We start from the raw sequence: 24,166 nt of genomic DNA on the forward strand, positions 1-24,166 counted from the left end.
GAGGCTCAGGGTAACAAAACAGACGGAATTGGATAATCCGCCCATTTGTGCAAGGATTGTTGCAAATAAGGGATAATGAGGGCGGGCGCCCGCGTCCGGCGTCTGAGGAGCTAAACAGAAAAATGAGCGGTTGGGATGGTCTGGACGAGTTTCTGGCGGTGGCGGAGACCGGGGGATTCAGCAAGGCAGCGGAGCGGCTGCGGCTGTCCACGTCGCAGGTCAGCCGGGCGGTGGCGCAGCTGGAAGAGCGGTTGCAGGCACGGCTGTTTTTCCGGACCACCCGCCGGGTGAGCCTGACAGAGACCGGCCAGATCCTGCTGACCCACTGCCAGCGCTTGCAGGAGGAGCGGGAGGAGGCGTTTCAGGCCATCGGCGATGTGCAGGGCAGCCCGAAGGGGATGCTGCGCGTCACCTGCTCGGTGGCGTATGGCGAACAATTTGTGATGCCGCTGCTGAACGACTTTCTGGAACAGCACCCGCAGGTCCATCTGGAGATGGAGCTGACCAACCGCACCGTTGATCTGGTGCATGAGCGCTTTGATCTGGCGATCCGGCTGGGGCGGCTGGGGGATTCGGCGATGGTGGCGCGGCAGATTGCCCCCCGCCGGATGTTTCTGGTGGCGGCCCCGGCGTATCTTGAGCAGCGTGGCACCCCGCACAGCCTGTCAGAACTGGCGGCCCACCGCTGCCTGATCGGCACCAGCGAGACGTGGGTGTTCAGCAATAACGGGGCAGACTGGCTGTTCCGGCCCCGGCACCATTGGCGCTGCAACAGCGGCCATGCCGTGCTGGATGCTACTCTGCGCGGCTTCGGGCTGGCCCAGCTGCCCGATTATTATGTGCGCGATCCGCTGCGGTCAGGGCGGCTGGTGTCGCTGTTGCCGGAACAGCAACCGCCGGGGCAGGGGGTCTGGGCGCTGTATCCGCAGCGGCGGTATCTGTCCAGCAAGGTCCGGCTGGTGGTGGACCATCTGCGGGCCGGGCTGGCGCGGCGGCCGGAGTATCAGGGGCCTGAAGCGCAGACGGCGCAGGGGGAGGGGCCGCCTGCGCCGTCTGCCCGGTGACCGGGGGAGGTCTCTGTGGGGCGGTCAGTGCTTGACCGTCACCGCGTTCAGGTCATCGACCTTGCGCAGGTCGGGGAACATCCACGCCCACAGACCGACCACGGCAATGGTGCCGATTCCACCGATCACCACCGACGGCACCAGCCCGAAAAAGGCGGCCATCACCCCGGACTCAAATTCACCCAGCTCGTTGGATGCCCCGATGAACAGCAGGTTGACGGCACTGACCCGGCCACGCATTTCATCCGGGGTGGCCAGCTGGATCAGGGTGCCGCGCACATACATGCTGACCATGTCGGTAGCCCCCATCACGAACAGGGCGACCATCGACAGGATCAGGTTTTCCGACAGCCCGAAAACAATGGTGCCGACGCCAAAACCGGCGACAGACAGGAACATGATGGCCCCGGCGTTGCGGCGCAGCGGGCGCTTTGCCAGCCACAGGCCGGTCAGCACCGCCCCGACGGCGGGGGCCGAGCGCAACAGCCCCAGTCCGGTCGGCCCGGCGTGCAGAATATCCTGCGCATAGGCGGGCATCATCGCCACCGCGCCCCCCAGCAGTACCGCAAACAGGTCAAGGGAGATGGCCCCCAGCACCACCGGCTGGTTCCGCACGTAGCGGATGCCCGCCGTCAGGCGGGACAGGGCTGATCCGGTCGAGGCAGAGGTCACCGGGGCGGCCTGCTGGGTCAGGGTCCGGATGAACATCATGGCAAAGCCGGTGACGGCAAACCCGGCCATGCAGGCGGTGTAGGCAAAGGCGGCGCCAAAGGCCACCAGTGCCCCGCCTGCCGCCGGGCCGACGATCACCGCCGTCTGGAAGGCCGAGGTGTTCAGCGCCACAGCCCGGCTTAAGCTGTCCCGCGGGACCAACAACGGCAGAAACGACTGTCCGGCAGGCCCGGCAAATGCCCGGCTGACCCCGAAGACGGTCAGCAGCGCGTAATAGGGGCCGACATCCTGAATCCCTTCCAGCGTCAGGAACAGGAAGCCCCCGGCGACAGCAGCCTGCAGGGCCGAGGTGGCAAGAATGATAAAGCGGCGGTTGACCATATCAGCCACCTGCCCGGCGGGCAGGGTCAGCAGCACCATCGGCAGGAACTGAGCCAGCCCGACATAGCCAAGGGCCAGCGGGTCGCGGGTGATTTCATAGACGTGCCAGCCGACAGCGACTGACAGGATCATGGTGCCCAGCACCCCGAAGAAACGGGCACCGAGAAACAGCGGGAAATTATGGCGGGGCAGGGGGGGAACGGGCGTCTGGGCCGATGTCATGATAATGGGGAGTCCTGACAGGCTGAAAGGATGCCGCCGCCGGGGCGGCATGAAAGAGGGCAGCCATCAGACGGCAGGCGGCAGAGACTGGCAACTGCTGATTTTACGACGTAGGCGCATGAGTTTATCTGACTCTGCCGCAGGGCGCGGCTTTGCTGGTGTCGTGGTTCCGGTCTGCGTCCGGCGCAACCCAGACCGGCGTGCGGTGCGTGGGGGTGTCGCGGTTCTGTTGCTTGGCATACGGCTGTTTCTGTGTATGATGGCGCGCACCTTGGAGTCTGGCCCCGTCGCCGGACCGATAGCCTACAACCCAATGCCATCCTGTCCCTGCCCCGGAGTCTGCTGCCAGATCCGCCGGGTGTGGCGTACCCCCCGCAGGCCCCTGCAGGATAGCTGACCAAGAAGGTGCACTGATGCTCATTGCCGAAGCCCTTACCTTTGATGACGTGCTGCTGGTTCCGGCGGCTTCTGATGTGCTGCCCGCGCAGGCGCTGACGGCAACCCGGTTCACCCGTGGGGTCAGCCTGGGCATCCCGCTGGTGTCTTCGGCGATGGATACGGTGACCGAGAGTGCTATGGCGATTGCGCTGGCGCAGGCGGGCGGTATCGGCGTGATCCACAAAAACCTCGGGATCACCGAGCAGGCGGAGGAAGTCCGCCGTGTGAAGCGCTATGAGTCCGGCATGGTCGTCAATCCGCTGACCATCACCCCGGAACAGCCGCTGGCTGATGCCCTGAAGATGATGGCAGACTATAAGATCAGCGGTATTCCGGTCGTTGACCGCAGCAGCCAGAAGCTGGTCGGCATCCTGACCAACCGTGATGTGCGCTTTGCCAATGATATGGCCAAGCCGGTCGCCGCCTACATGACCAACGGCAACCTGATCACCGTGCGGGAAGGCGTGTCGCAGGAAGATGCCAAGGCGCTGCTGCACAAGCACCGTATCGAAAAGCTGCTGGTGGTCGATGATGCTTACCGTTGCATCGGCCTGATCACCGTCAAGGATATGGAAAAGGCCCAGACCTATCCGGCGGCCTGTAAGGACGATAAGGGCCGTCTGCGTGTTGCCGCCGCCTGCGGCGTCGGGGCTGACGGGGCCAAGCGGGCCGAAGCCCTGCTGGAAGCCGGCGTTGACGTGCTGGTGATCGACACCGCGCACGGTCATTCCTCCGGCGTGATTCAGGCGGTGAAGGACATTAAGTCGATTTCGCCGCTGGCGCAGGTGATTGCCGGTAACATTGCCACCCCGGAAGCCGCCGCCGCCCTGATTGAAGCCGGTGCCGATGCGGTCAAGGTCGGGATCGGCCCCGGGTCGATCTGCACCACCCGTATTGTCGCCGGTGTCGGTGTGCCGCAGCTGTCGGCGATTATGGAAGTGTTTGAGATCACCCGTCAGGCTGACGTGCCGCTGATCGCTGACGGTGGCCTGAAGTTCTCCGGCGACGTTGCCAAGGCGATTGCCGCCGGGGCGTCCTGCTGCATGGTCGGCTCCCTGCTGGCCGGTACCGACGAAAGCCCGGGCGAAGTGATTTTGTATCAGGGCCGGTCGTACAAGTCTTACCGTGGCATGGGCTCGGTCGGGGCGATGGCCCGTGGCTCGGCTGACCGCTACTTCCAGGAAGAGGTGCGCGACAACCTGAAGCTGGTGCCGGAAGGTGTCGAGGGCCGGGTGCCGTACAAGGGCGCTGCCGGAACCGTCATTCATCAGCTGATCGGCGGCCTGAAGGCGGCGATGGGCTATACCGGCAACCGTACCATTGCGGAAATGCAGACCAACTGCAAATTCCGCCGGATCACCAGCGCCGGGTTCCGTGAAAGCCACGTCCATGACGTGACCATCACCCGCGAAGCCCCGAACTACCGCGTCGGGTCGTAACGCACCGTTCCGCCCGGTTCCGTACCGGGTGCGTCTGACAGGCCACAGGGCTTGCTTCCGTACGGGTTGACCTGTACAGGGGGCAGGCCCTGTGGTTTGATTTTTGTCCTCTTTTATTGTCAGAGACCGCCGTGACTCCTGCCGCCCGCCTGCAAGCCGCCCTTGATCTTCTGGAAACCATCGCCCTGTCGCCGCGCCCGGCGGATGGGGTGGCGTCGGAGTTTTTCCGCTCCCGGCGTTTTATCGGCTCGAAGGACCGGCGGGAGATCGCCGACCGGGTATGGATCATGCTGCGTCACTGGGCGCGGGCAGGCTGGCAGGTGCGCCACGCCGCCCTGTCGACCTGGCCCGCCGGGGATGTGCCGGAATGGGCTGATGTCACCCCGCGGCAGCGCCTGCTGGCTGATCTGATCCAGCGCGAAAAGATAACGCTGGAAGAGCTGGAAAGCCTGTTCAACGGTGAAAAGTTCGGCCCGGCCCGCCTGCGGGAACGGGAGCGGTCGCTGATCCGGGCCCTGAAATCCAACCGCGTCGCCAAAGCCGATCTGCCGGACTGGGTGGCGGGGGAAATGCCGGGCTGGATCATTCCGCGCCTGCGGGCCGTCTATCAGGACCGCACCCCCGAGGTTCTGGAGTCTTTAAGCGTCGAGGCCCCGGTTGATCTGCGGGTCAACACCCTGAAGGCTGATCTGGAAACGGTGGTCGAGCGTCTGGCCGAGGAACAGGTTGATGTGGCCCCCGGGACGTGGTCGCCGCTGGCACTGCGGCTGATCGGCCGGGCCAACCTGCCTGCCACCGCCGCTTTCCGCGACGGTCTGGTCGAGGTGCAGGATGAAGGCTCGCAGCTTCTGGCCCTGCTGACCGATGCCCGTCCGGGCCAGTCGGTGGTTGATTTCTGTGCCGGGGCTGGGGGCAAGACCCTTGCGATCGCCGCGACCATGCAGAACAAGGGCCGTCTGGTTGCCTGTGACGTGTCTGCCGGTCGTCTGGAACGCTCCGCCGTCCGCCTGAAGCGGGCCGGTGTGCATAACGTTACCCGTCATCCGTTAGAAGGTGAACGTGACAAGTGGGTCAAGCGCTCTGCCGGAAAGTATGACCGGGTGCTGATTGATGCCCCCTGTTCCGGCACCGGCACCTGGCGCCGGAACCCGGATGCCAAGTGGCGTCTGCGCGATCAGGATGTGCGCGAGCTGGTGGTGAAGCAGGCGTCGATTCTGTCCAGTGCTGCCCGGCTGGCGGCGGTTGGCGGTCGGGTGATCTACGCCACCTGCTCGCTGCTGCCGGAAGAAAATGAACGGCAGGTGGAGGCTTTCCTTGCCGCAACCCCCGGTTTCCGGCTGATTCCGGTCTCCGATGTGTGGGCTCAGGTGTTCGGCCCTGACCGCCCGTGCCCGGTGGACGGGCCGATGCTGCGCCTTGATCCGGCGGCCCACGGCACCGACGGTTTCTTCGCCGCCATTCTGGAGCGGGTCGGGGATGCGGCGGCGGCTGAAGGGGAAAGCGGGGAGTAAGACCCCCGCCCCTTGATAACGGGACAGACAGGCCCGCGTTCTCTGACCGGGAACGCGGGCTTTGTCATCCCTGAACGGAAAACGGCTGACGGGTGGCGGTCAGCCCGCTGCGACGGTCAGCATCTCTGCCACCGAGGTCAGTTTTTCACGGGGTTTGCCGTCACTGGCCCGCGCCTGTTCAGCGGCGTTGATCTTCTGCCAGCCGGAAAAATCAACGCAGGTGGCGGCGCGGGACGCCAGCAGCGCATCCAGCCCATCCGGTCCGGGCTTGCCACCGGCGCAGGTGTCCAGCCACGCCAGCACCTGATCAGCGACGGCGATGGAGTCGCTGCGGTTGGACGGGATCACCCCGGACGGGCCACGCTTGGCCCAGCCGACGGTGAAAATGCCGGGGGCAACGGTGCCATCGGTATTGGCGATGATCCCTTTGCGGGAATCCAGCGGTACGCCATCAATGGCAGCACTGCGGTAGCCGATAGCGCTGATGATGGTTTCCACAGCCAGATCAAAGGTTTCCCCGGTCGGTTCTGCCTGTCCGTTGACCAGACGGGTCCGTTCCAGCCGCAGCCCGGTCACGGCACCGTCAGCCCCAAGGATCTCCTGCGGGGCGGCGCAGAACAGCAGATGCACCCGTACCGGTCTGTCGTGACCGGCGGTGATGAAGCCGGTCAGGATCTCAAGGTTCTTTTCTTTGACCTTCTGCTCTTTCGGGTCGGCAATGCTGTCGGCGGAGACCCCCGCCAGCGCGGCAGGGTCAATCACCGGGCAGGCGCGTTGCAGATGACCCAGTTCCCCCAGTTCCGGCGGGGTGAAGCTGGCTTCCAGCGGGCCACGGCGGCCGATGATGTAAATATCGGTGATCGGGGCAGCCTCGATAGCATCCTGTGCATGGGCACACAGATCGGCCCCGGTCATTTCGGCGCGGGTTTTGGCCAGAATGCGGGCAACATCCAGCGCTACATTACCGTTGCCGATCACGGCGATTCCCCGGCCAAGCCGGGGGGCCAGCCCGGCATGGTCTGGGTGCCCGTTGTACCAGCCGACAAAGGCGGCGGACCCGTAGACCCCGGCCAGATCCTGCCCCGCAATGCCAAGGGCACGGTCCAGCGGGGCCCCGGTGGCATAAATCACCGCATCGTAAAGATCAGCCAGTTCAGCGGCGGAGACGGTGGCGCCGACGCTGATGTTGCCGATAAAGCGCTGACTGCCTTTGGCGAATCCGCGCTCAAACTGGCGGACGATGTTTTTGGTGCCCTGATGGTCGGGGGCGACCCCGGCGCGGACCAGCCCGAAGGGGGTCGGCAGGCGGTCGATCACGTCAATCCGGCAATCCGGGCGCTTCCGGGCGATGTGGTCGGCGGCATACAGCCCGGATGGGCCGCTGCCGACGACACACACCGCCAGCGGGGTGGTGTCAGTCATGGGATGTTTCCTCTTTGAGTCTGTTTTTTATTTTGTTTTTAAAGGGGTAAGTCTTTAGAGGGCGCTGGTGTCAAGCAGTCCCCCGAAGCGGTCATAGAAATAGGTCGAGGCATCGGGCAGGGGGCCGTCTGCGGTTTCCAGCAGGCCGGTCAGGTGGCGTTCTGCCGGTTCCTGAATCAGGCGGTACAGGTTGCGGCACAGCAGGCGGGATGCGGCACCCGGCCAGCCCGGCGGCAGCACTTCTTCCGGCAGCATCGGGTCGCGCAGCAGAATCCGGCGATAGTCATGCACCAGCAGGGTGCGGATCACGAAGCAGGCCTGAGGATCCAGCGCATCAAGCGATTCCAGGGTGCGGTACACCGGGCGGAAGCGGTCAAGAAAGCCGTTATAATCCGCCACCAGCTGATCAAGGTCCCAGCACGACCGCACCAGCGCCTTCAGGCTGCCGGGGCTGGTCAGCCTGTCGGCGGAGGCCCGCAGCAACACCACCTTTTCGGTGGCATCCAGATCCGCCAGCGTCAGGCGCAGGGCTTCCTCATCCGGTGACGGGTGGGCCAGCACGGTCGGGGCCAGCGCCCCGAATCCCTGCCACGACAGATCCCGCTTCAGGGTATCCCGGGCCTCCTGATCCAGTTCGCCGGTATTGGTGTGCACCAGCAGCCACTCGCCGTTCCATGGCTGTTGCGGGGCGGCATAGATGCGACGATGGGCGGCTTCAAAGCGGTGCCGCCCGATGTCGGTGATGGCGTAATAGCTGCGCCGCCCGATCTGGGTGGCTTCCAGCCACTGGTCTTTGGCCAGCCGGAAGACGGCGGTGCGGACCATCCGTTCGCTCTGGCCGAAGGGTTCAACCAGACTGATCAGGCTGCCCAGCCATGTTGACCCCCCGTGGACCAGAATGGCATCGCCGTAAATGGTGACGATCAGGGACTTGGCGCGCAGGGTGATGCTGCCAAGCAGGGTGTCGATCAGATCATCAAGACGTTTGGATCGTGCCATTGGGTCCTCAAGCGGGCGGTCCGGTTTATTCCGGGGCAGGGCCGCGGTGCGGTCTTCTGCGCGGTCTGTTTCCCCCGGAAAGTTCCCGGTTACGGGGCTGCCGTCAAGCGGTTGGCGGGGCGGCAGCGGGGGCGCGAACTTTTGTTACGTCATATCCGGATATGGTCCCGATAAGTGTAGCATCTGGAGTAATCTGCCCGTTTCTGTCCATCCGTGGGGCCAGCGGCGTCTGATATTGCAATGCACACAGCTTTTGTGCGCTTTTCCGCTGATTCTCATGATTATGATGATTCTAACCTATCGCGGCCTTTGGGGGCAGAAAGCGTTTGACAGGTCAAAACGTGTTACACTAATCTTCAATTCGACGGTAATTCTGTGTCACTTTTCATACCGGGTCAAGATGCCCGTTCTGACAGCCCGCTGTCTGACCGGAGAGTCGGGCCGGGCCATCGGCAGGCAAAGCAGACCCCATAATAAAAAAAGCTCCGGCATCAACGTCCGGGGCTGTGTCCCCGGCAAACGGGGGCGCACAAGCCTCAAAGCGGACCGCGCACGGGCAAAAGCTTCGGCGGGTTCTGAAGTCACCTCAGGGCCGGTGGCCCCGGGGGATGTCACAAAAAGGGATTTTAGGGAGAGTTCTGATGTCCAAGTGGAAGACCTACGACAAGGGCGACGCGCTGCCGGAAGACTACAAGGCGCTGCTGCTGAACCTGATGGCGTTTCAGGCGGATTCCGAATACGCCGGGGCGCAGCGGGTGGCTGAAAACATGCGCTTTGCCCCGCGCCCGGAAGAAGCCTACCGCCTGTCGAAAAAGGTGATGGAGGAGATGGGGCACGGCTATTACGTCTGGAACCTGATGCAGGATCTGGGCGTGGATGTTGATGCCCGCCTGCAGGAACTGGTGCAGAACCCGGAAAACCCGGACCCGAAGAAGGTGAACGTCATCAACGGGTTCCGTAAGGAAAACTGGTCCAAGTGGTTTGAGGACTGGTACGACGTCGGCCTGTTCTCCACCGTGGTGACCCCGGCGGCAGTGGCCTTCCTGGGTCAGTACCGCGAATGCTCGTACCTGCCGTGGGCCCGCGTCAACGTGCGCATCCACAAGGAAGAACACGGCCATCTGGCCTTCGGTGTGTGGTGCACCAAGCGCAACATCGAGTTCGGCGGCGAAAAAGCCCGCGAGATCTGCCAGTCCAAGGTCGCCAAGTTCATGAAGGTCGGTCTGGGATTCTATGGGCGTCCGTCGGCGGGCTCCAACGCCTCGGCGATGTTCGACAAGTACTATGAGTACGGCATCAAGACCCGCACCCCGGAAGAGCTGACCGCCGAATACCTTGAGCTGCTGGAAAGCCGCCTGAAGGAAGTCGGCCTTGAGCTGCCGAAGGATGTCAGCCCCGATTACGACATGCGCATGGGCTACGACGGCGGCGACGTGCAGGTCTCCAAAGCGGCGGAGGCGGTGGATGCGGCGTAACGCCACAGCCTGCTGACGGTCCGGAAAACGCATCACCCTGAAGCTGGAGACGGCTTCAGGGTTGATGTGCCCTTAAAGGGATGTTTTCCGCAAAAAATAAAGGGGAAAGCCGGGCCGCAGGAAGCCCGGCGTCCCGCAGACAGAGTGCATTTGGGGAGAGATACGGATGTCAGCCTTGCCGGAATTGCCGAACCGCCTGTTTTCCAATGGCCGCAGTGTGCTGGCCCAGTTTGGCTACCGCCAGCTGGAAGCCGGGGAAGTGCGCGAGGACTGGGCCCTGATGTGGGATCATCTGCGCGGAGATTTCGCCACCGCGGCCTGCCCGCAGGTGCCTGCCTATGACCGGCTGACCGAAGATCAGCAGGCTGCTGCCCGCACCTATATGAGCCGCCGCCTGATCGCCGACCGCAATCTGGAAACCTGCGAGGACCTGCACGTCCGGCTGTTTTCCGGCGGTATCAACACCGATCTGGTCGAGCGCTATTCGGTGGCCCGTGAGGCGTATGAGGAATCGGTCGAGGCTTTCGGCGATGCCCGCGAGGATCTGGCGGCGCTTCTGATGGCCTGACCGCCAATTTGTTTTGATTTACATCAAAGAGGGTTTTGTTGCTGAAAGAGATGCGGTATTAGTTACATTTGAAACGGTTTTGAGTTTCCGGCGATCTTTTGCATCAGGCAAGCCTGCGGAGACCGGAAAAACAGACCGTGCAGAGAACCGCTACCCCCATCGATCAGCAGATCAGGTCTCACGTTTTATCGCCGCTAAGTCCCCGGGCCGGAAAAAACCGGACTTCCAGAGAACAGGACACGGCAAACGCCCCGCGACGGGGCAGGCCCGCACCCTGCGGGAAACCTTATAGGGAGGAAAACCATGAATTCTGTGCTGTCCCGGCGTGCCCTGCTGGCTGCCGCCGCTGCCTTTGGCATGCTGACCGTCACCGCTGCCCCGTCTTCGGCGGCGGATACCATTAAGGTCGGCACCTTCCTGGCCGTCACCGGACCGGCGTCGTTCCTCGGCGATCCCGAGCTGAAGACTCTGCAGATGTACGTTGATAAGATCAACGAGTCCGGCGGCGTGCTGGGGAAGAAGCTGGAACTGGTGCATTACGACACCGCCGCTGACCCCAACAAGGCTGTCACCTTCGTCAAGCGCCTGATTGATCAGGATGAAGTCGATGTCCTGCTCGGCGGCTCCGCCTCCGGCGAGACGCTGGCGGTGATGCCGATGGTTGAAAAGGCCGAGATCCCCTACATCTCCTTTGCCGGCGCCCGCAAGATCGTTGATCCGGTCCAGAAGTGGACCTTCAAGACCCCGCACACCGACACCATGGCCTGCCAGAAAATCTTCGAAGACATGAAGAAGCGCGGCCTGACCAAGATCGGCATGATCTCCGGCACCGACGGCTTCGGCGCGTCGATGCAGGCGGAATGTAAGAGTGAAGCCGGTAAGTACGGTGTGGATATTCTGGTCGATGAAACCTACGGCCCGAAAGACACCGATATGACCGCCCAGCTCACCAAGATCAAGGCGACTGCCGGGGTGCAGGCGGTGCTGAACCCGGGCTTCGGTCAGGGCCCGGCGATTGTCACCAAAAACTTCAAGCAGCTCGGCCTGAATGTGCCGCTGTACCAGAGCCATGGCGTGGCATCCAAGAAGTTCATCGAACTGGCCGGGGATGCCGCTGAAGGCGTGCGTCTGCCTGCCGCAGCCCTGCTGGTGGCTGACAAGCTGCCGGACAGCGACGTGCAGAAGAAAGTTGTCACCGCCTACACCGCCGAATTCGGCGGCAAGTACGGCGCTGAGTCGGTTTCCACCTTCGGCGGCCATGCCTATGACGGTCTGATGCTGATCGTTGACGCTTACAAGCGTGCCGGGTCCACCGATAAGGCCAAGGTCCGTGACGCGCTGGAAGCCACCAAGGGTTATGTCGGCACCGGCGGCGTGGTCAACTTCTCGGCCACCGACCATATGGGTCTGGACCTGTCGGCCTTCCGGATGCTGGAAATCCGCAACGGCGACTGGACTCTGGTGAACTGAGCCGCCAAGGCTGCCGGGGCGGTTTTCTGCCCCGGTGGCTGATGCGACCCTGACCGGCACGGGTCCCGCCCGGCCCCTGCAGCCATGTGCCGCAGGCGGGAGCCCTGCCGTCACGACCCCCTGATAAGGCGGCAAGAGACGATGCTGGGAGAATTTCTCCAATACCTGTTCTCCGGCCTGACCAGCGGCGCGATCTATGCGCTGGTCGGTCTGGGTTTCGCCCTGATCTACAACGCCAGCCACGTCATCAATTTCGCCCAGGGCGAATTTGTGATGCTCGGCGGCATGGGCACGGTGTTCATTGCAGCGGCCGGGGTGCCGTTGCCGCTGGCCGGTCTGCTGGCCGTGCTGATGGCCACCGTGGTCGGTTTCGCGCTGGAAAAGCTGGCGGTGGAACAGACCCGCAATGCCTCGGTGGTGACACTGATCATCATCACCATCGGCGCGTCGATTTTCGTGCGCGGCGGGGCTCAGGTGGCGTTTGACAAGCAGTTTCATACCCTGCCGTCGTTCTCCGGCGACACGCCGATCAACATTCTGGGGGCGACCGTTACCCCACAGTCCCTGTGGGTGCTGGGCATCACCGTGGTGATCGTGCTGCTGCTGCAGTACTTCTTCACCCGGACCCTGCTGGGCAAGGCGATTCTTGCCACCAGTCATAACCCGATGGCCGCCCGTCTGGTCGGCATCAACGTCAATGCCATCCTGCTGATGTCTTTCGGGCTGTCGGCGGCGCTGGGCGCGGTCGCGGGGATCCTGATCACCCCGATCACCTCCACCAACTATGAGGTGGGGATCATGCTGGGGCTGAAGGGCTTCTGTGCCGCCATTCTCGGTGGTCTGGGCAGCGGCTTCGGGGCCATTGCCGGGGGCGTCATCCTCGGTGTCGCCGAGGCGCTGGGCGCGGGGTATATCTCCTCGGAATACAAGGATGTGATCGCCTTTGTGATCATTCTTGCCGCCCTGTTCTTCATGCCGAGCGGTCTGTTCGGCAAACGCGGCACCGACCGAGTCTGAGATGACCGGGTCTGAGGAGGCAAGGATGCGTTCTGTTCTGTCGTCCCGCTGGGCGGGGCTGCTGCTGCTGGCTGTGGTGATTGCCCTGCTGCCGCTGGCACTGAAAAACAATTTCCAGTTCGATATCGCTGTCCGCATCGGCTTTAACGCCATTGTGGTGATCGGGCTTAACCTGCTGATCGGGTATGCCGGTCAGATCTCGCTCGGGCATGCCGGGTTTCTCGGGCTGGCGGCCTATTTCTCCGCCATCACCGTCACCCGCTACGGCTGGCCGCCGCTGGTGTCGCTGCTGGCCGCCGCCGCGCTGGTCGGGCTGCTGGCCTTCATCATCGCCCGTCCGGTGCTGCGCCTGAAGGGCCACTATCTGGCGATGGCGACGCTGGGGCTGGGGATCATCATCTCCATTGTGCTGAATCAGGAAGCCGGGTTGACCGGTGGCCCGGACGGGATGGCGGTTGATGCCTTCACCATCGGGTCTTTCAAGCTGGTCAAGGCGCGGGAGTGGTACTGGCTGGTCGGCGCGCTGCTGTGGCTGGCGGTGTGGCTGTCGCTGAACCTGATTGACAGCCCGGTTGGCCGGGCCCTGCGGGCCGTGCACGGCTCTGAGGTCGCTGCCGAGGTGGTGGGTGTTGATACCACCCGCTACAAGGTGATGGTGTTTGTGATTTCTGCCGTGTTCGCCTCGGTGGTCGGCAGCCTTCAGGCCCATTACGTCGCCTTCATCAGCCCCCAGCAGGCCGGGTTCTTCCAGTCGGTGGAATGGGTGATCATGGTGGTTCTCGGCGGTATGGCCTCCACCTACGGCGCGGTGATCGGGGCGGCGATCCTGACGGCGCTGCCGCAGGTGCTGACCGCGCTGGAAGATTATGAACATATGATCTTCGGCCTGATCATGATGCTGGTGATGATCCTGCTGCCCAAGGGGATCGTGCCCAGTCTGGGTGCCCTGCTGCGGCGTGTGTCCTCGAAGGCGGAGGGCGGGAAATGACCCTGCTGAACGTTGAAAACCTGTCGAAGGAATTCGGGGGCGTCCACGCCATTTCCGACCTGACCTTCACCATTAATCCCGGCACCATCCATTCCATCATCGGGCCGAACGGGGCGGGCAAGACCACTCTGTTCAACCTGATCACCGGGGTTTACACCCCCAGTACCGGGCGGGTGCTGTTCAAGGATCAGCCGGTGACCGGCCTGCGCCCGAACGAGCTGGCGGCGCGGGGCATGTCCCGCACGTTCCAGAATCTCCAGATTTTCATGAACATGACGGCGCTGGAAAATGTGCTGGTCGGGCGGCATCTGCATCTGAACACCGGCATCCTGCCGTCGCTGTTCCGCTGGCCGTCAATCGGCCGGGGCGACCGGGCAGCAGCGGCGTTGGCGAAAGACCTGATGGCCTTTGTCGGGCTGGAGAAGTACATCGGCTGGGATGCTGACGCCATGCCCTACGGGGCCCTGAAGCGTCTTGAAATCGCCCGGGCGCTGGCGGCGGAACCGAAACTGCTGCTGCTGGATGAACCGGCGGCGGGCCTGAATGCCACTGAAAGCCGCGAAATTGACGAGGTGATCAAGAAAGTGGCGGCACAGGGTGTGACCGTGGTGCTGGTTGAGCATGACATGAAGATGGTGATGGAAATCTCCGACCATATTCTGGTGCTGGATTACGGGCGCAAGCTGACAGAGGGGACCCCGGCGGAAGTGCGCCAGAACCCCGACGTGATTGCCGCCTATCTGGGTCAGGTCGGGTGAGGGGAGGACCGGAGATGCTTCTTGAAGTCAAAGGCCTGAAAAGCAGCTATGGCCGTATCGAAGCCCTGCATGGCATTGACCTGTCGGTGAACAAGGGTGAGCTGGTGGCGCTGGTCGGTGCCAACGGGGCCGGAAAAACCACCTTCCTGCGGGCCGTGTCCGGGGTGCAGGGGATTACGGGCGGGACCATCCGTTATGCCGGGCAGGATATCACCAGGGTTTCGCCGCAGAAGCGGGTTTCGCTGGGGATTTCGCAGGTGCCGGAAGGGCGGCAGGTGTTTGGCCCGCTGACGGTGGAGGATAACCTCCGCCTTGGTGCCTTCAAGCGCCGGGGCGATGACCCCGCCGCTGATCTGGAACGGATGTATGGCCTGTTCCCGATCCTGAAGAAAAAGCGGCTGGATGCTGCGGGAACCCTGTCCGGCGGACAGCAGCAGATGCTGGCCATGGGCCGTGCCCTGATGGCCCATCCTGACCTGCTGCTGCTTGATGAGCCTTCAATGGGGCTATCGCCGCTGCTGGTGGGGGAAATCTTCAACATCGTCCAGATGCTGAAGGAGCAGGGGGTGACGATCCTGCTGGTCGAGCAGAACGCCTATGCGGCGCTGGCCATCGCTGACCGTGGCTATGTGCTGGAGACCGGGGCCATCACCCTGACCGGGGCGGGTACGGAACTGCTGGCCAACGATCAGGTCCGGGCCGCGTACCTCGGTATGTGACCGGGCGGGGCCGGGACGAAAAAAAAACGCCGGGCGGGGGAACCGTCCGGCGTTTTGATTAAAGTTTGTATCCCATCCGGAAGCCGCCCCAGTGCCGCCCCCGCAGGAACACCGGCACGGACAGATCCTTGCACATGACAAAGGTGCCGCCCCCCATGTCGCGGCGGTAACTGGTCAGCCGGAACGGTTTGGTGTTCCGCGCGGCTGCCAGCCCGGTGGGATCATTGAAGATCCGGCGGTTCCGGCAATTGGCGGCATTCCATACCGGGTCCTTGCCCTGTGGCTTGGAATAGACGGTATTATGGGTCGGCAGATAGGCATTGCGGTCAATGGCGACGCAGAACAGGATATTGGGGTTACGCGCCAGAATCGGCTCCTGAATCGGTGGCAAAATCCGGTCGGTGAACTCGGTGAACCGGGTCATCACCTGCTGCGGGTCACTGCCGGGGATCGGGCGGTAGGTTTCGTCGAACAGATCAGCTTCACTGATTGTGCCATTGCTCACCGCGGCCTCAAACGCCGCCGTGATGGCGGCAGCCCCTTCCCGCACCAGATCAAGGAACACGCTGTCCGGGGTTTTCAGGCCTGCCAGCATGGCTTCTTCCACCACCTTCTGGCTTTCCCACATCACTTCAGCGGTGTGTTTGTTGGCGTCTGACAGCGCGACCGATTCCGTTTCCAGCTCCTGCATCACACCGCTGATGATATTGGCGACGCTGCGGCAGCTGCTTTCGTTGCGCTCGGCTTCCTGCACGATGCCGCCGACCTGCCGGCCCATGCTGCGGATCTGGCCGCACAGGGCATCCATCACGCTGCCGAGGGTGGTGGTGGCGGTTTCCACGGAAGCGGCGCGGTCGCGGCTGTCCAGACTTTCCCGCGTCAGTTCCCCGACAAGTCCGCTCAGCTGGCCGACGGTTTCCCCGATGTGGGCGGTGGCGTTGCTGGTCTGCTGGGCCAGGGCCTTGACCTCGCTGGCGACCACGGCAAAGCCTTTTCCGGCCTCTCCGGCACGGGCGGCTTCGATGGTGGCGTTCAGGGCCAGAAGGCGGGTCTGGCTGGCGATTGTGTCAATCTCCCGCGAGACCTCGGTAACCCGCCCCAGCGTTGTGGACAGGGTGCCGAGGAAAGCTTCAATCCGCCCGACGGACCCGAGAAGCTCGCGGATCAGGGTGGTGGCTTCCCGCAGGCTGGCCTGAGAGCTGTCAGCCTCCTGCACCACGGTACGGCCCAGATCATCGGCCCCGCGTGCAGCTTCACCGATGCTGGCGTTGACCGTCAGCATGGCTTCGGTGGCGGTGCGGATATCGCCGAACTGGGTGACGTGATGCCCGACCTTGCCGGTCACGCTGTCCAGCTCCGATGAAACAGACGCCAGCCGGTTCCACAGATCACCGACCGTACCGGCCATCGACTGGGCGGTTGCTTCCAGCGCTGCCGGCCCTGCCGGTGCGGCGGAGGGGCCCGGTATGTCCATGGGTGGCGGATCGCCGCCGGAGTCCCGGCGGGCGTATTCAGTTCTACTCATGCACGACCCTCCCAGAATACATCCCGCCTCAGGCGGTTGAAGCCTCTGGTTGCTTGTTGTTTTGATTTGGACCTTTTACAGATCCTGTTTTGCAAGATTATTGCCGGAAAAGGATAGCAGGCAGGGCAGGCATGCCAAAACAGAAAAAGCAGATCATCCCGCCCGGATGGGTGGGGCCGGGCGGGGAAAAAGCATAGGGTAAGAGGGTCGATGGACGCCTGATGCCGTCAGCGGGTCAGCCAGTCAACCAGAAGACGGACCCCGAAACCGGTGGCCCCGGCCGGGGCCCAGGGCAGCGGGCGGCGGATTTCCGATGGTCCGGCAATGTCGAGATGGGCGAACGGCACCCCGTCCGGCACAAAGCGGGAGAGAAACCGGGCCGCATGCAGGGCATCGGGGATCAGGCGTGCTGCCGGGGCGCAGTGCCGCAGATCGGCAGCGTCAGACTTCAGGGCTTCATCCCAGCGCTCACTGAGCGGCATCCGCCACAGGGCTTCCCCGCTGCGCTGCCCGGAGTCGGTCAGGGCGGCGGCCAGAGAATCACCGTCACGGTCATGTCGGCAGAACAGCCCGGCGTGATCATGGCCAAGGGCGACAATGATGGATCCGGTCAGGGTGGCCAGATCGACGACCGCCGCCGGTTTTTCGGTGGCGCAGCCCCATGACAGGGCATCGGCCAGCACCAGACGGCCTTCAGCATCGGTGTCGATCACTTCCACACTCAGGCCGGAGTGCGAGGACAGAATATCGCCCGGACGATAGGCGTTTTCCCCGATGGCATTTTCGGCCAGTGCCAGCAGTCCGGTGACCGAGACCGGGGCCCGCTGCCGCGCCAGTGCATGCACGGTGCCGATCACGGCAGCGGCACCGCCCATGTCGCCCTTCATCTCTTCCATGCCACCGGCCGGTTTCAGGCAGATCCCGCCGGTGTCAAAGCACAGCCCTTTACCGACCAGAAGGGTCGGGGCGACCCCGGCCGGGCCACCGCGCCAGCGCAGCACCGCAAGGGCCGGGGGCGTGGCGGAGGCCTGACCGACTGCCAGATGCAGGCCCATACCGGCAGCCTGAAGGTCTTTGCGGTCAAGGATCTCAACCTCGACCCCCAGCGCCGACAGGGCGCGGGCATGGTCGATAAAGGTCTGTACGGTCAGGATATTGGCGGGCAGGGTCTGGAGGTCGCGGGCCAGCTCCACCCCTTCACAGACGGCTTCCGCCGCCTGCCACAGGGCAGCGGCAGAGGCCGGGTTTCCGCTGCGCCAGTGCAGGGTGGTGACGGTCGGGGGCAGGGGGTCGGCCTTGGTGGCATAGGTCGGGGCCTGCCACAGCCGCAGCCGCAGGGCAGACAGGCATTCAGCCGCCGCTTCCGGGCCAAGGGGCAGGTCAAGATCGGCCCCGCCGTCGCCAAGACCGCGCAGGGCCACCGCCAGCGCCCCGCCCAGCGTGCGCGCCTGCGCCGGGGTGCATTCGCCATCGACCCCGGCGATCACGGTGGTGGTGCCCGGCAGAATCCCGCTGCGCAGGGGCACCACCTGCCCGGCCCGCAGCGGCAGGGCGGTGCCGGACTGGCGCATGGCGGCCAGAAGGGCGGCCTGCTGATCGGGGGTGACAGAGGGCGGAAACCGGCCGTCGCTGCCGACGCCGATCACGGTGATCGCCGGGGTATCGGCCAGCGGGCGCGGGCTGCGCCGGGGCAGAAAGCGGACGGTCGGACGGGTCGGTGTGGGCAGCATCGGCTTACCTTTTATCATGCGGGAACAGAAAAAAAGCGGGGGCAACCGTGGCTGCCCCCGCCTGTCTCAGACTTAGGCTTCGTAATGGTCGGCGACGAAGTCGTTCAGCAGACGCACACCGAAGGCGGTGGCCCCTTTCGGCACCACCGGCAGGTCCTTGTTGGTCCAGGTGGTACCGGCGATGTCCAGATGCGCCCACGGGGTATCGTTTTCGATGTAGCGCTTCAGGAACTGGGCTGCGGTGATCGAGCCGCCGTTACGGCCATCGCCGACGTTCTTCATGTCAGCGATATCAGACTTGATCAGCTTGTCGTAGGCATCGCCCAGCGGCATCCGCCAGACCTTCTCGCCGGTGGCCTGCCCCTTCCGGAACAGCTTGTCAGCCAGATCGTCGTTGTTGGTGAACATCCCGGCGTGTTCGCCGCCAAGGGCCACGATGATCGCACCGGTCAGGGTGGCGAGGTCGATGATCGCCTTCGGCTTGTGTTCGCGCTGGGCGTAGGTCAGCACGTCGGCCAGCACCAGACGGCCTTCAGCGTCGGTGTTGATCACTTCGATGGTCTGACCGCTCATGGAGACGACGACATCCCCCGGGCGCTGGGCATTGCCGGACGGCATGTTTTCCACCAGACCGATCAGGCCGACGACGTTGGCCTTGGCCTTGCGGCTGGCCAGCGCGTGCATCAGGCCGGTGACGACCCCGGCCCCGCCCATGTCCCACTTCATGTCTTCCATGCCGCCGGCCGGCTTCAGGCAGATGCCGCCGGTGTCGAAGCACACGCCCTTGCCGACAAAGGCGACCGGGGCGTCACCCTTGGCGCCGCCGTTCCATTCCATGATGACGGTCTGGCTTTCCCGTACCGAGCCCTGACCGACGCCGAGCAGGGCATTCATGCCCAGCTTCTTCATCTCTTTCTCGCCGAGGACAGTCACCTTGACACCCAGCTTTTCCAGCTTCTGGCATTCCTTGGCGAATTCCTCTGGCCCGAGGATGTTGGCCGGTTCGCTCTGCAGGTTGCGGGTCAGGAACACGCCTTCCGCCACAGCGTCCAGCGGCGCAAACGCTTCCTTCGCATCCTTGCCGATATCGCTGGCGACGGTGAAGGTGGTGATCTTCGGCTTGTCTTCTTTCTTCTCGGTGGCTTCCGAGCGGTATTTGTCGAAGCGGTAGGACCGCAGCAGCGCCCCGAACCCGATGCGGGCAGCGGCTTCGGCGGTGGTGACGGCAGCCCCGTCGATACCGTCAAGGGCGAACAGCACGTCTTCATCCTGGGTGGCGACGGCGGCGGCATAGGCAGCCCCGCCGATCCGTTCCCACGCCGCCACATCAGCCTTGGCGGCATCGCCCAGACCGACCACGACAGCGCGCGACAGGGTGGTGCCCGCCGGGGCGAGGATGGTCAGGGTCTGTTCGGCCTTGCCGTCGAACTTGGCGGCATCCAGCGCCCGTGACAGCGCGCCGTTCCCGGCTTCGTTCAGCGCCTTGGCGGCGGCGGTCAGGGTGCGGTCCGCCAGCACGCCGACGATCACGGTGCCGGTGGCGGGCAGGCCGGATTTGGCAAAACGGATTTTCATGGTCGGGAAGTCTCCTCAGAGGACCGGCGGAGAGGTGGGCCGGTCGGGACACAATCCGGCAGGTCAGGCAACCGGCCGGAGAAAAACAGTTCCGCCAAAACTTTAATGCTTTTCCCGCCAATGAAAAGGGGGCGCGAAGCATAACTGCCGCGCGCCCGAAGCTGGGGAAAACCGCAGGTGAACTATCCGAAAGATTAATTCAGCAGGCCGGGCAGGGCGCTGAGGGTGGTCTGCTTGTCGGGATTGGCGATCATATAGACCGCGCGCAGGCGGTCATCCTGCGCCGTGAAGCCGATGATGTCGGTGCGTCCGGGGCGCACCACCACCGCCCCCGGGGCCCCGTTGATCAGGCAGGGGATGACCCGTGCCCCGGCCCCTGCCTTGCGGGAGACGCCAAGGGTGAAGCGGGTGATGGCATCCGGCCCGTGGATGGTGTTCAGGGCGGCGATGACTTTACCCCCGCCATCAGACAGCAGCACGGCATCGCCGGTGAACAGCCGTATCAGCGCATCATAATCAGCGGCATCTACCGCGCGGACGAATTCCTGCGTCAGATGGCCGATGGTGCGGGCCTGCACCGGGGAGACCGTGGCCGGTTCCGTCCCCACCTTCAGGCGGGCGCGGTGCACAAGCTGGCGGCAGGCCGCTGGCGTTGAGCGGAGGATCGGGGCGATCTCGGCATAGTCCATATCCAGCACATCCCGCAGCAGGAAGGCGGCGCGTTGCTCCGGGGTCAGCCGCTCCAGCACCACCAGAAAGGCATAGGACAGGTGTTCGCCACGGTCATCAGCCCGGCGCGGGGCTGTCAGCCCAACCGGAGACGGCAGGGGGGTCAGGTCCGGCTCCGGCAGCCAGTGGCCGACATACTCGGTGGCGGCGCGTTTCCGGGCCCGCAGCCGGTCCAGCGCCAGCCGGGTGACGATGGTGGTCAGCAGCGCCTGCGGCGACCGCACCGCCTGCCCGTCGCTGTCCGCCGCCGCCCATTTCAGCCAGGCATCCTGCAGGACGTCTTCGGCATCGCTGAAACTGCCCAGCAGGCGGTAGGCCAGCATCCGCAGGCGCGGGCGTTCCTGCGTATAGGTTTCCAGTGACGGGGCGGTGGCGGGCATGGCGGGCTCCTGTGGCGGATCAGGCGGCGGCGTGATCCGGCAGGGTATGACTGTATCCTGCACGGCCGACCCGGTTCCACGCATTCATCATGGCGATGATCATGATCAGGGTGCCGATGTCTTCTTCGCTGTAATGCAGACGCAGCCGGGCAAGGCGGGCATCGGTCTCGGCGTCTTCCATGCCCCGGGTCAGGCCGTCTGCCCAGCCGATCGCCTCTTTCTCGGCATCGGTCAGCAGCGGGCTGGCCTGCCAGTCGTCTCCGGCCATCAGGGCGATGGTTTCGGCGGGGATGCCGTCTTCATGGCCTTCCCAGCTGTGTTTCTGAATGCAGAAAACGCAGCCGTTGAGGTGAGAGATCTTCAGATCAATCAGGTGCTTCAGCCGCTTGCCGAATGCGGTCTTTTCCAGCATCTGGGTGACGGAATAGAGGGTGCCGGCCAGCACCGGGCTGGTTGCGCGGATATCAAAGCGGGTGGTCAGGGCCGTCATGGGGAAAATCCTTTAAGGGTCAGGCGGGCCATACGGGGCCGCCTTTCACCCGGTCAGACGCACGGCGCCCGGTGTCTGTGACAGGCACGGCAAAAAAAAACTGAATTCCCCTGACAGAATTATGAGCATACGGCCATCGGCTGCGGTATCCGGGGCCGCGCTGTGCTATACTGCAAAGACCGGGGTTAAGGAGGTCTATCGTGTTTAAGGTCATGAGCCGGTTACCGGTCTGTATGGCTGCGGCCCTGCTGGCGCTGGCGGCGGGAACTGCGGATGTGCGGGCGGCGGACTATACCTGGGTTAACGAACCGCCGCCGGGGCTGGTCGGCACGTGGGTCATCCGCGGCCAGTCGTGCGAGAATGAAAACAGTCAGGTGCTGATCTTTTCTGATGGCGGATACCGCTGGCGGCAGACGCGGACGGAATGGGGCTTTGCCCGTGGCCGTTTCAGCTGGGACCGGGGCAGCCCCAACACCTTCTTCCGGGTGCAGCGCTTTGTGCAGCAGGATGACCCGGACTTTCAGTTTATCGTCAGCGGGCCGGAAATGCGCAAATACACTTTCGGTTCCGGTAAGGTCACGCATTATGACCGCTGCCCGGATCCGAAAGGCTGACCATGTCGCTGCGCAGCCTGCGGACCTTCCGGGCCATTGGCCGCTGCGGCAGTTTTGCCGCTGCCGCCCGCCAGCTTGGTCTGACCCAGTCGGCGGTCAGCATGCAGATCCGGGCGCTGGAGGAGCATGTCGGCACCGCCCTGTTTGACCGCAGCCACCACCGCCCGCGCCTGAACAGTGCCGGGCGGCTGGTGCTGGAGCGGGTGGAAGACCTGCTGGATGCCTACGACCGGCTTGGTGACGGGCTGGGCGGCCCGGCGATCCCCGGCGGACCGTTGCGGATCGGGTCGATTCAGACCGCATTGGTGGAGGTGATGCCGCTGGTGCTGCGGCGCCTGCAGTCTGACCACCCGGCGATCCGCCCTACCGTACTGACCGGCCTGTCGGCAGAGCTGGTGGCCCGGCTGGATCAGGGGGAGTTTGACATGGTGGTGGTGACCGAGCCGCCGTTCCCGCCCCCTCAATGGCTGGAATTTACCCGGGTCCGGCAGGAACAGTTCTATGTGCTGGCTCCGGCCGGACACCCGGAGCCCCCCGCCGATGACGGGCCGGAAGATGCCCGCTGGCTGCGTTCGCTGCCCTATCTGCAGTTTGACCGGTCGGCATGGGCCGGACAGCAGCTTGACGCCGTGATGCGCCAGCGTGGGCTGGATGTGCAGGCAACCATGCAGTTTGACTCCCTGACCGCAGCTTTGGTGATGGTCGAAGCCGGGCTGGGGGTCTCGGTGGCCCCGTTGTCGGCGCAGCGGACGCAGGCGGTGCAGGGCCGGGTGCGGCTGATCCCCTTTGGCGACCCGCCGATGCTGCGGCATGTCGGGGTGATGCAGCGGCGCGACCATCCCCGGCGGCAGGCGGTGGCTGCGGTGACAGAGATTTTGCGGCAGACTGGCGGCAGCTTTAATCTTCAGAAAATCTGAAGATAACCTTCACGATTATGAATTTTGAATGAAGTCTGTTCCGGCCCATAGTGGGGGCATCCGGGCCCTGTATCCCGGCCCTGTCGTCTGTTGCGAGACTCCCCATGATCGCCGTTCTCAATGCCCTGATTCCGATTGCCGTCCTGATTTTCTGTGGCTGGCTGCTGAAAAGCCGGTCACTGCTGCCCGAGGCTTTCTGGGGCGGGCTGGAAAAACTGACCTATTACATTCTGACCCCGGCGTTGCTGGTGCATGTGCTGGCTGGGCCAAAGCCGGGTGGCAAAGCGGCCTTGCCTGCCCAGTGGGCTGACCTGATGACGGTGGTGTGGCTGACCCTGATCGGCTGCGCGGTCGGGCTGTGGGTGCTGGCCCTGATCTTCAGAGGCTGGAACCGCCCGGTTTTTACCTCGGTGTTTCAGGGCGGGGTGCGGTTCAACACCTTTGTCGGGCTGGCGGTGGCCGATGGCCTGCTGGGGCGGGAAGGGGTGGCGATGACCGCGCTGGCCGCAGGGGCGATGATTGTGCTGATCAATGTGCTGTGTGTTGCCACCCTGACCCTTGCCGTCGGTGGCGGCGGCAGTCTGATGACCCGGCTGAAGGTGATCCCGAAGGAACTGTCGCGCAATCCGCTGATTCTCGCCTGCCTGATTGGCGCGGTGTTCACGGCGACGGGAACCACTTTGCCGGTGGCGGTGGATGGTGTGTTCAAGATTTTCGGGGATGCCGGGCTGCCGATGGCCCTGCTGGCGGTCGGGGCAGGCATCCGCTTTGGCGGCGAGGCCCGGGCGGTGGGGTCAGAGGTTCTGGCTTCAGCAGTCCAGTTTATCGCCAAGCCACTGATCGCCTATGCGCTGGGCACCACCTTCGGGCTGTCAGGGACGGCCTTGGTCGTGGTGGTGCTGCTGATGGCTTTGCCGACCGCCCCGTCAGCCTACATCCTTGCCCGGCAGATGGGGGGCGATGCGCCGGTGATGGCCCGGATCATTTCGGCGCAGACGGTCGGGGCGTTTCTGACCCTGCCGGTGACGCTGTGGCTGCTGGGGCTGACCTGACGGATCAGGCC

Annotated in this window: 21 protein-coding genes; 13 read left to right on the forward strand and 8 right to left on the reverse strand. The window is 64.2% G+C overall.

Annotated elements, in window-relative coordinates:
- The first annotated feature begins 122 nt into the window (after positions 1–122).
- Positions 123–1,064, forward strand: coding sequence for a LysR family transcriptional regulator (locus G365_RS20605; protein ID WP_019644675.1), 942 nt, complete (start codon positions 123–125; stop codon positions 1,062–1,064).
- Positions 1,065–1,088: 24 nt separating this feature from the next.
- On the opposite strand, the gene G365_RS0106390 is transcribed toward G365_RS20605, so the two are convergent.
- Complete coding sequence (locus G365_RS0106390) at positions 1,089–2,339, reverse strand: MFS transporter (RefSeq protein ID WP_019644676.1); 1,251 nt, start codon at positions 2,337–2,339, stop codon at positions 1,089–1,091.
- A 413-nt stretch (positions 2,340–2,752) separates the two neighbouring features.
- Between G365_RS0106390 and guaB the strand changes: the two genes are divergently transcribed.
- A complete protein-coding gene (gene guaB / locus G365_RS0106395) occupies positions 2,753–4,216 on the forward strand; it encodes an IMP dehydrogenase (RefSeq protein WP_019644677.1) in 1,464 nt (487 codons plus the stop codon).
- A 131-nt stretch (positions 4,217–4,347) separates the two neighbouring features.
- On the forward strand, positions 4,348–5,727 hold the full coding sequence (locus tag G365_RS20610; protein WP_019644678.1) for an RsmB/NOP family class I SAM-dependent RNA methyltransferase: 1,380 nt from the start codon (positions 4,348–4,350) through the stop codon (positions 5,725–5,727).
- Positions 5,728–5,826: 99 nt separating this feature from the next.
- Here the strand turns inward: G365_RS20610 and G365_RS0106405 are convergent, their stop codons facing one another.
- Together G365_RS0106405 and paaX are read right to left on the reverse strand one after the other, a co-directional pair.
- The gene (locus G365_RS0106405; RefSeq protein ID WP_019644679.1) at positions 5,827–7,149 is read right to left on the reverse strand and encodes an FAD-dependent oxidoreductase; all 1,323 of its coding nucleotides are present in this window, start codon (positions 7,147–7,149) and stop codon (positions 5,827–5,829) included.
- Between the two features lie 54 nt (positions 7,150–7,203).
- Positions 7,204–8,148 carry a phenylacetic acid degradation operon negative regulatory protein PaaX gene (paaX, locus tag G365_RS0106410; RefSeq protein WP_019644680.1) on the reverse strand — a complete coding sequence of 315 codons (945 nt, stop codon included), beginning with the start codon at positions 8,146–8,148 and terminating at the stop codon, positions 7,204–7,206.
- Positions 8,149–8,789: 641 nt separating this feature from the next.
- On the opposite strand from paaX, the gene G365_RS0106415 reads away from it, so the two are divergent.
- The 7 genes from G365_RS0106415 (at position 8,790) to G365_RS0106445 (ending at position 15,143) form a co-directional block, all read left to right on the forward strand.
- Positions 8,790–9,623, forward strand: a complete 834-nt coding sequence (locus G365_RS0106415; RefSeq protein WP_019644681.1) for a Phenylacetic acid catabolic protein — start codon at positions 8,790–8,792, stop codon at positions 9,621–9,623.
- Positions 9,624–9,789: 166 nt separating this feature from the next.
- Positions 9,790–10,191: a hypothetical protein gene (locus G365_RS0106420; protein WP_081628466.1), complete on the forward strand. Its 402-nt coding sequence runs from the start codon at positions 9,790–9,792 to the stop codon at positions 10,189–10,191.
- Positions 10,192–10,494: 303 nt separating this feature from the next.
- Positions 10,495–11,661, forward strand: coding sequence for an ABC transporter substrate-binding protein (locus G365_RS0106425; protein ID WP_019644683.1), 1,167 nt, complete (start codon positions 10,495–10,497; stop codon positions 11,659–11,661).
- A gap of 141 nt (positions 11,662–11,802) precedes the next feature.
- Positions 11,803–12,678 (forward strand): branched-chain amino acid ABC transporter permease, encoded by an 876-nt coding sequence (locus G365_RS0106430; protein WP_019644684.1) that lies wholly within the window; start codon positions 11,803–11,805, stop codon positions 12,676–12,678.
- Positions 12,679–12,703: 25 nt separating this feature from the next.
- A complete protein-coding gene (locus tag G365_RS0106435) occupies positions 12,704–13,666 on the forward strand; it encodes a branched-chain amino acid ABC transporter permease (RefSeq protein WP_019644685.1) in 963 nt (320 codons plus the stop codon).
- Positions 13,663–14,424 carry an ABC transporter ATP-binding protein gene (locus tag G365_RS0106440; protein ID WP_019644686.1) on the forward strand — a complete coding sequence of 254 codons (762 nt, stop codon included), beginning with the start codon at positions 13,663–13,665 and terminating at the stop codon, positions 14,422–14,424. Before G365_RS0106435 ends, G365_RS0106440 begins: the two co-directional genes overlap by 4 nt.
- A gap of 14 nt (positions 14,425–14,438) precedes the next feature.
- The gene (locus G365_RS0106445; RefSeq protein ID WP_019644687.1) at positions 14,439–15,143 is read left to right on the forward strand and encodes an ABC transporter ATP-binding protein; all 705 of its coding nucleotides are present in this window, start codon (positions 14,439–14,441) and stop codon (positions 15,141–15,143) included.
- A gap of 58 nt (positions 15,144–15,201) precedes the next feature.
- Here G365_RS0106445 and G365_RS0106450 read toward each other — a convergent pair whose 3' ends face one another.
- The 5 genes from G365_RS0106450 to G365_RS0106470 form a co-directional block, all read right to left on the reverse strand.
- A complete protein-coding gene (locus tag G365_RS0106450; RefSeq protein WP_081628467.1) occupies positions 15,202–16,668 on the reverse strand; it encodes a methyl-accepting chemotaxis protein in 1,467 nt (488 codons plus the stop codon).
- A gap of 227 nt (positions 16,669–16,895) precedes the next feature.
- Positions 16,896–18,398 (reverse strand): leucyl aminopeptidase family protein, encoded by a 1,503-nt coding sequence (locus G365_RS20615; protein WP_019644689.1) that lies wholly within the window; start codon positions 18,396–18,398, stop codon positions 16,896–16,898.
- A gap of 72 nt (positions 18,399–18,470) precedes the next feature.
- The gene (locus G365_RS0106460) at positions 18,471–19,973 is read right to left on the reverse strand and encodes a leucyl aminopeptidase (RefSeq protein WP_019644690.1); all 1,503 of its coding nucleotides are present in this window, start codon (positions 19,971–19,973) and stop codon (positions 18,471–18,473) included.
- Positions 19,974–20,167: 194 nt separating this feature from the next.
- Positions 20,168–21,082 (reverse strand): RNA polymerase sigma factor SigJ, encoded by a 915-nt coding sequence (gene sigJ, locus G365_RS0106465; protein ID WP_019644691.1) that lies wholly within the window; start codon positions 21,080–21,082, stop codon positions 20,168–20,170.
- A 19-nt stretch (positions 21,083–21,101) separates the two neighbouring features.
- Complete coding sequence (locus G365_RS0106470) at positions 21,102–21,572, reverse strand: carboxymuconolactone decarboxylase family protein (RefSeq protein WP_019644692.1); 471 nt, start codon at positions 21,570–21,572, stop codon at positions 21,102–21,104.
- Positions 21,573–21,772: 200 nt separating this feature from the next.
- Between G365_RS0106470 and G365_RS22790 the strand changes: the two genes are divergently transcribed.
- From G365_RS22790 to G365_RS0106485, 3 genes are all read left to right on the forward strand, one after another.
- Positions 21,773–22,186, forward strand: a complete 414-nt coding sequence (locus tag G365_RS22790; protein WP_155976159.1) for a hypothetical protein — start codon at positions 21,773–21,775, stop codon at positions 22,184–22,186.
- Between the two features lie 2 nt (positions 22,187–22,188).
- Positions 22,189–23,103 (forward strand): LysR family transcriptional regulator, encoded by a 915-nt coding sequence (locus G365_RS0106480; protein ID WP_019644694.1) that lies wholly within the window; start codon positions 22,189–22,191, stop codon positions 23,101–23,103.
- A 104-nt stretch (positions 23,104–23,207) separates the two neighbouring features.
- A complete protein-coding gene (locus G365_RS0106485; RefSeq protein ID WP_019644695.1) occupies positions 23,208–24,155 on the forward strand; it encodes an AEC family transporter in 948 nt (315 codons plus the stop codon).
- The last annotated feature ends 11 nt before the right edge of the window (positions 24,156–24,166 follow it).

The organism is Novispirillum itersonii subsp. itersonii ATCC 12639, assembly GCF_000381985.1.
In the GTDB taxonomy this organism is placed as follows: Bacteria; Pseudomonadota; Alphaproteobacteria; order Rhodospirillales; family Rhodospirillaceae; genus Novispirillum; species Novispirillum itersonii.

What these genes read in the sequence shown, in the direction of transcription:
- G365_RS20605 (WP_019644675.1), top strand. Translation starts at nt 123, where the DNA reads ATGAGCGGTTGGGATGGTCTGGACGAGTTTCTGGCGGTGGCGGAGACC.
- G365_RS0106390 (WP_019644676.1), bottom strand. Translation starts at nt 2,339, where the DNA reads ATGACATCGGCCCAGACGCCCGTTCCCCCCCTGCCCCGCCATAATTTC.
- guaB (WP_019644677.1), top strand. Translation starts at nt 2,753, where the DNA reads ATGCTCATTGCCGAAGCCCTTACCTTTGATGACGTGCTGCTGGTTCCG.
- G365_RS0106405 (WP_019644679.1), bottom strand. Translation starts at nt 7,149, where the DNA reads ATGACTGACACCACCCCGCTGGCGGTGTGTGTCGTCGGCAGCGGCCCA.
- paaX (WP_019644680.1), bottom strand. Translation starts at nt 8,148, where the DNA reads ATGGCACGATCCAAACGTCTTGATGATCTGATCGACACCCTGCTTGGC.
- G365_RS0106415 (WP_019644681.1), top strand. Translation starts at nt 8,790, where the DNA reads ATGTCCAAGTGGAAGACCTACGACAAGGGCGACGCGCTGCCGGAAGAC.
- G365_RS0106420 (WP_081628466.1), top strand. Translation starts at nt 9,790, where the DNA reads ATGTCAGCCTTGCCGGAATTGCCGAACCGCCTGTTTTCCAATGGCCGC.
- G365_RS0106425 (WP_019644683.1), top strand. Translation starts at nt 10,495, where the DNA reads ATGAATTCTGTGCTGTCCCGGCGTGCCCTGCTGGCTGCCGCCGCTGCC.
- G365_RS0106430 (WP_019644684.1), top strand. Translation starts at nt 11,803, where the DNA reads ATGCTGGGAGAATTTCTCCAATACCTGTTCTCCGGCCTGACCAGCGGC.
- G365_RS0106435 (WP_019644685.1), top strand. Translation starts at nt 12,704, where the DNA reads ATGCGTTCTGTTCTGTCGTCCCGCTGGGCGGGGCTGCTGCTGCTGGCT.
- G365_RS0106440 (WP_019644686.1), top strand. Translation starts at nt 13,663, where the DNA reads ATGACCCTGCTGAACGTTGAAAACCTGTCGAAGGAATTCGGGGGCGTC.
- G365_RS0106445 (WP_019644687.1), top strand. Translation starts at nt 14,439, where the DNA reads ATGCTTCTTGAAGTCAAAGGCCTGAAAAGCAGCTATGGCCGTATCGAA.
- G365_RS0106450 (WP_081628467.1), bottom strand. Translation starts at nt 16,668, where the DNA reads ATGAGTAGAACTGAATACGCCCGCCGGGACTCCGGCGGCGATCCGCCA.
- G365_RS20615 (WP_019644689.1), bottom strand. Translation starts at nt 18,398, where the DNA reads ATGCTGCCCACACCGACCCGTCCGACCGTCCGCTTTCTGCCCCGGCGC.
- G365_RS0106460 (WP_019644690.1), bottom strand. Translation starts at nt 19,973, where the DNA reads ATGAAAATCCGTTTTGCCAAATCCGGCCTGCCCGCCACCGGCACCGTG.
- sigJ (WP_019644691.1), bottom strand. Translation starts at nt 21,082, where the DNA reads ATGCCCGCCACCGCCCCGTCACTGGAAACCTATACGCAGGAACGCCCG.
- G365_RS0106470 (WP_019644692.1), bottom strand. Translation starts at nt 21,572, where the DNA reads ATGACGGCCCTGACCACCCGCTTTGATATCCGCGCAACCAGCCCGGTG.
- G365_RS0106480 (WP_019644694.1), top strand. Translation starts at nt 22,189, where the DNA reads ATGTCGCTGCGCAGCCTGCGGACCTTCCGGGCCATTGGCCGCTGCGGC.
- G365_RS0106485 (WP_019644695.1), top strand. Translation starts at nt 23,208, where the DNA reads ATGATCGCCGTTCTCAATGCCCTGATTCCGATTGCCGTCCTGATTTTC.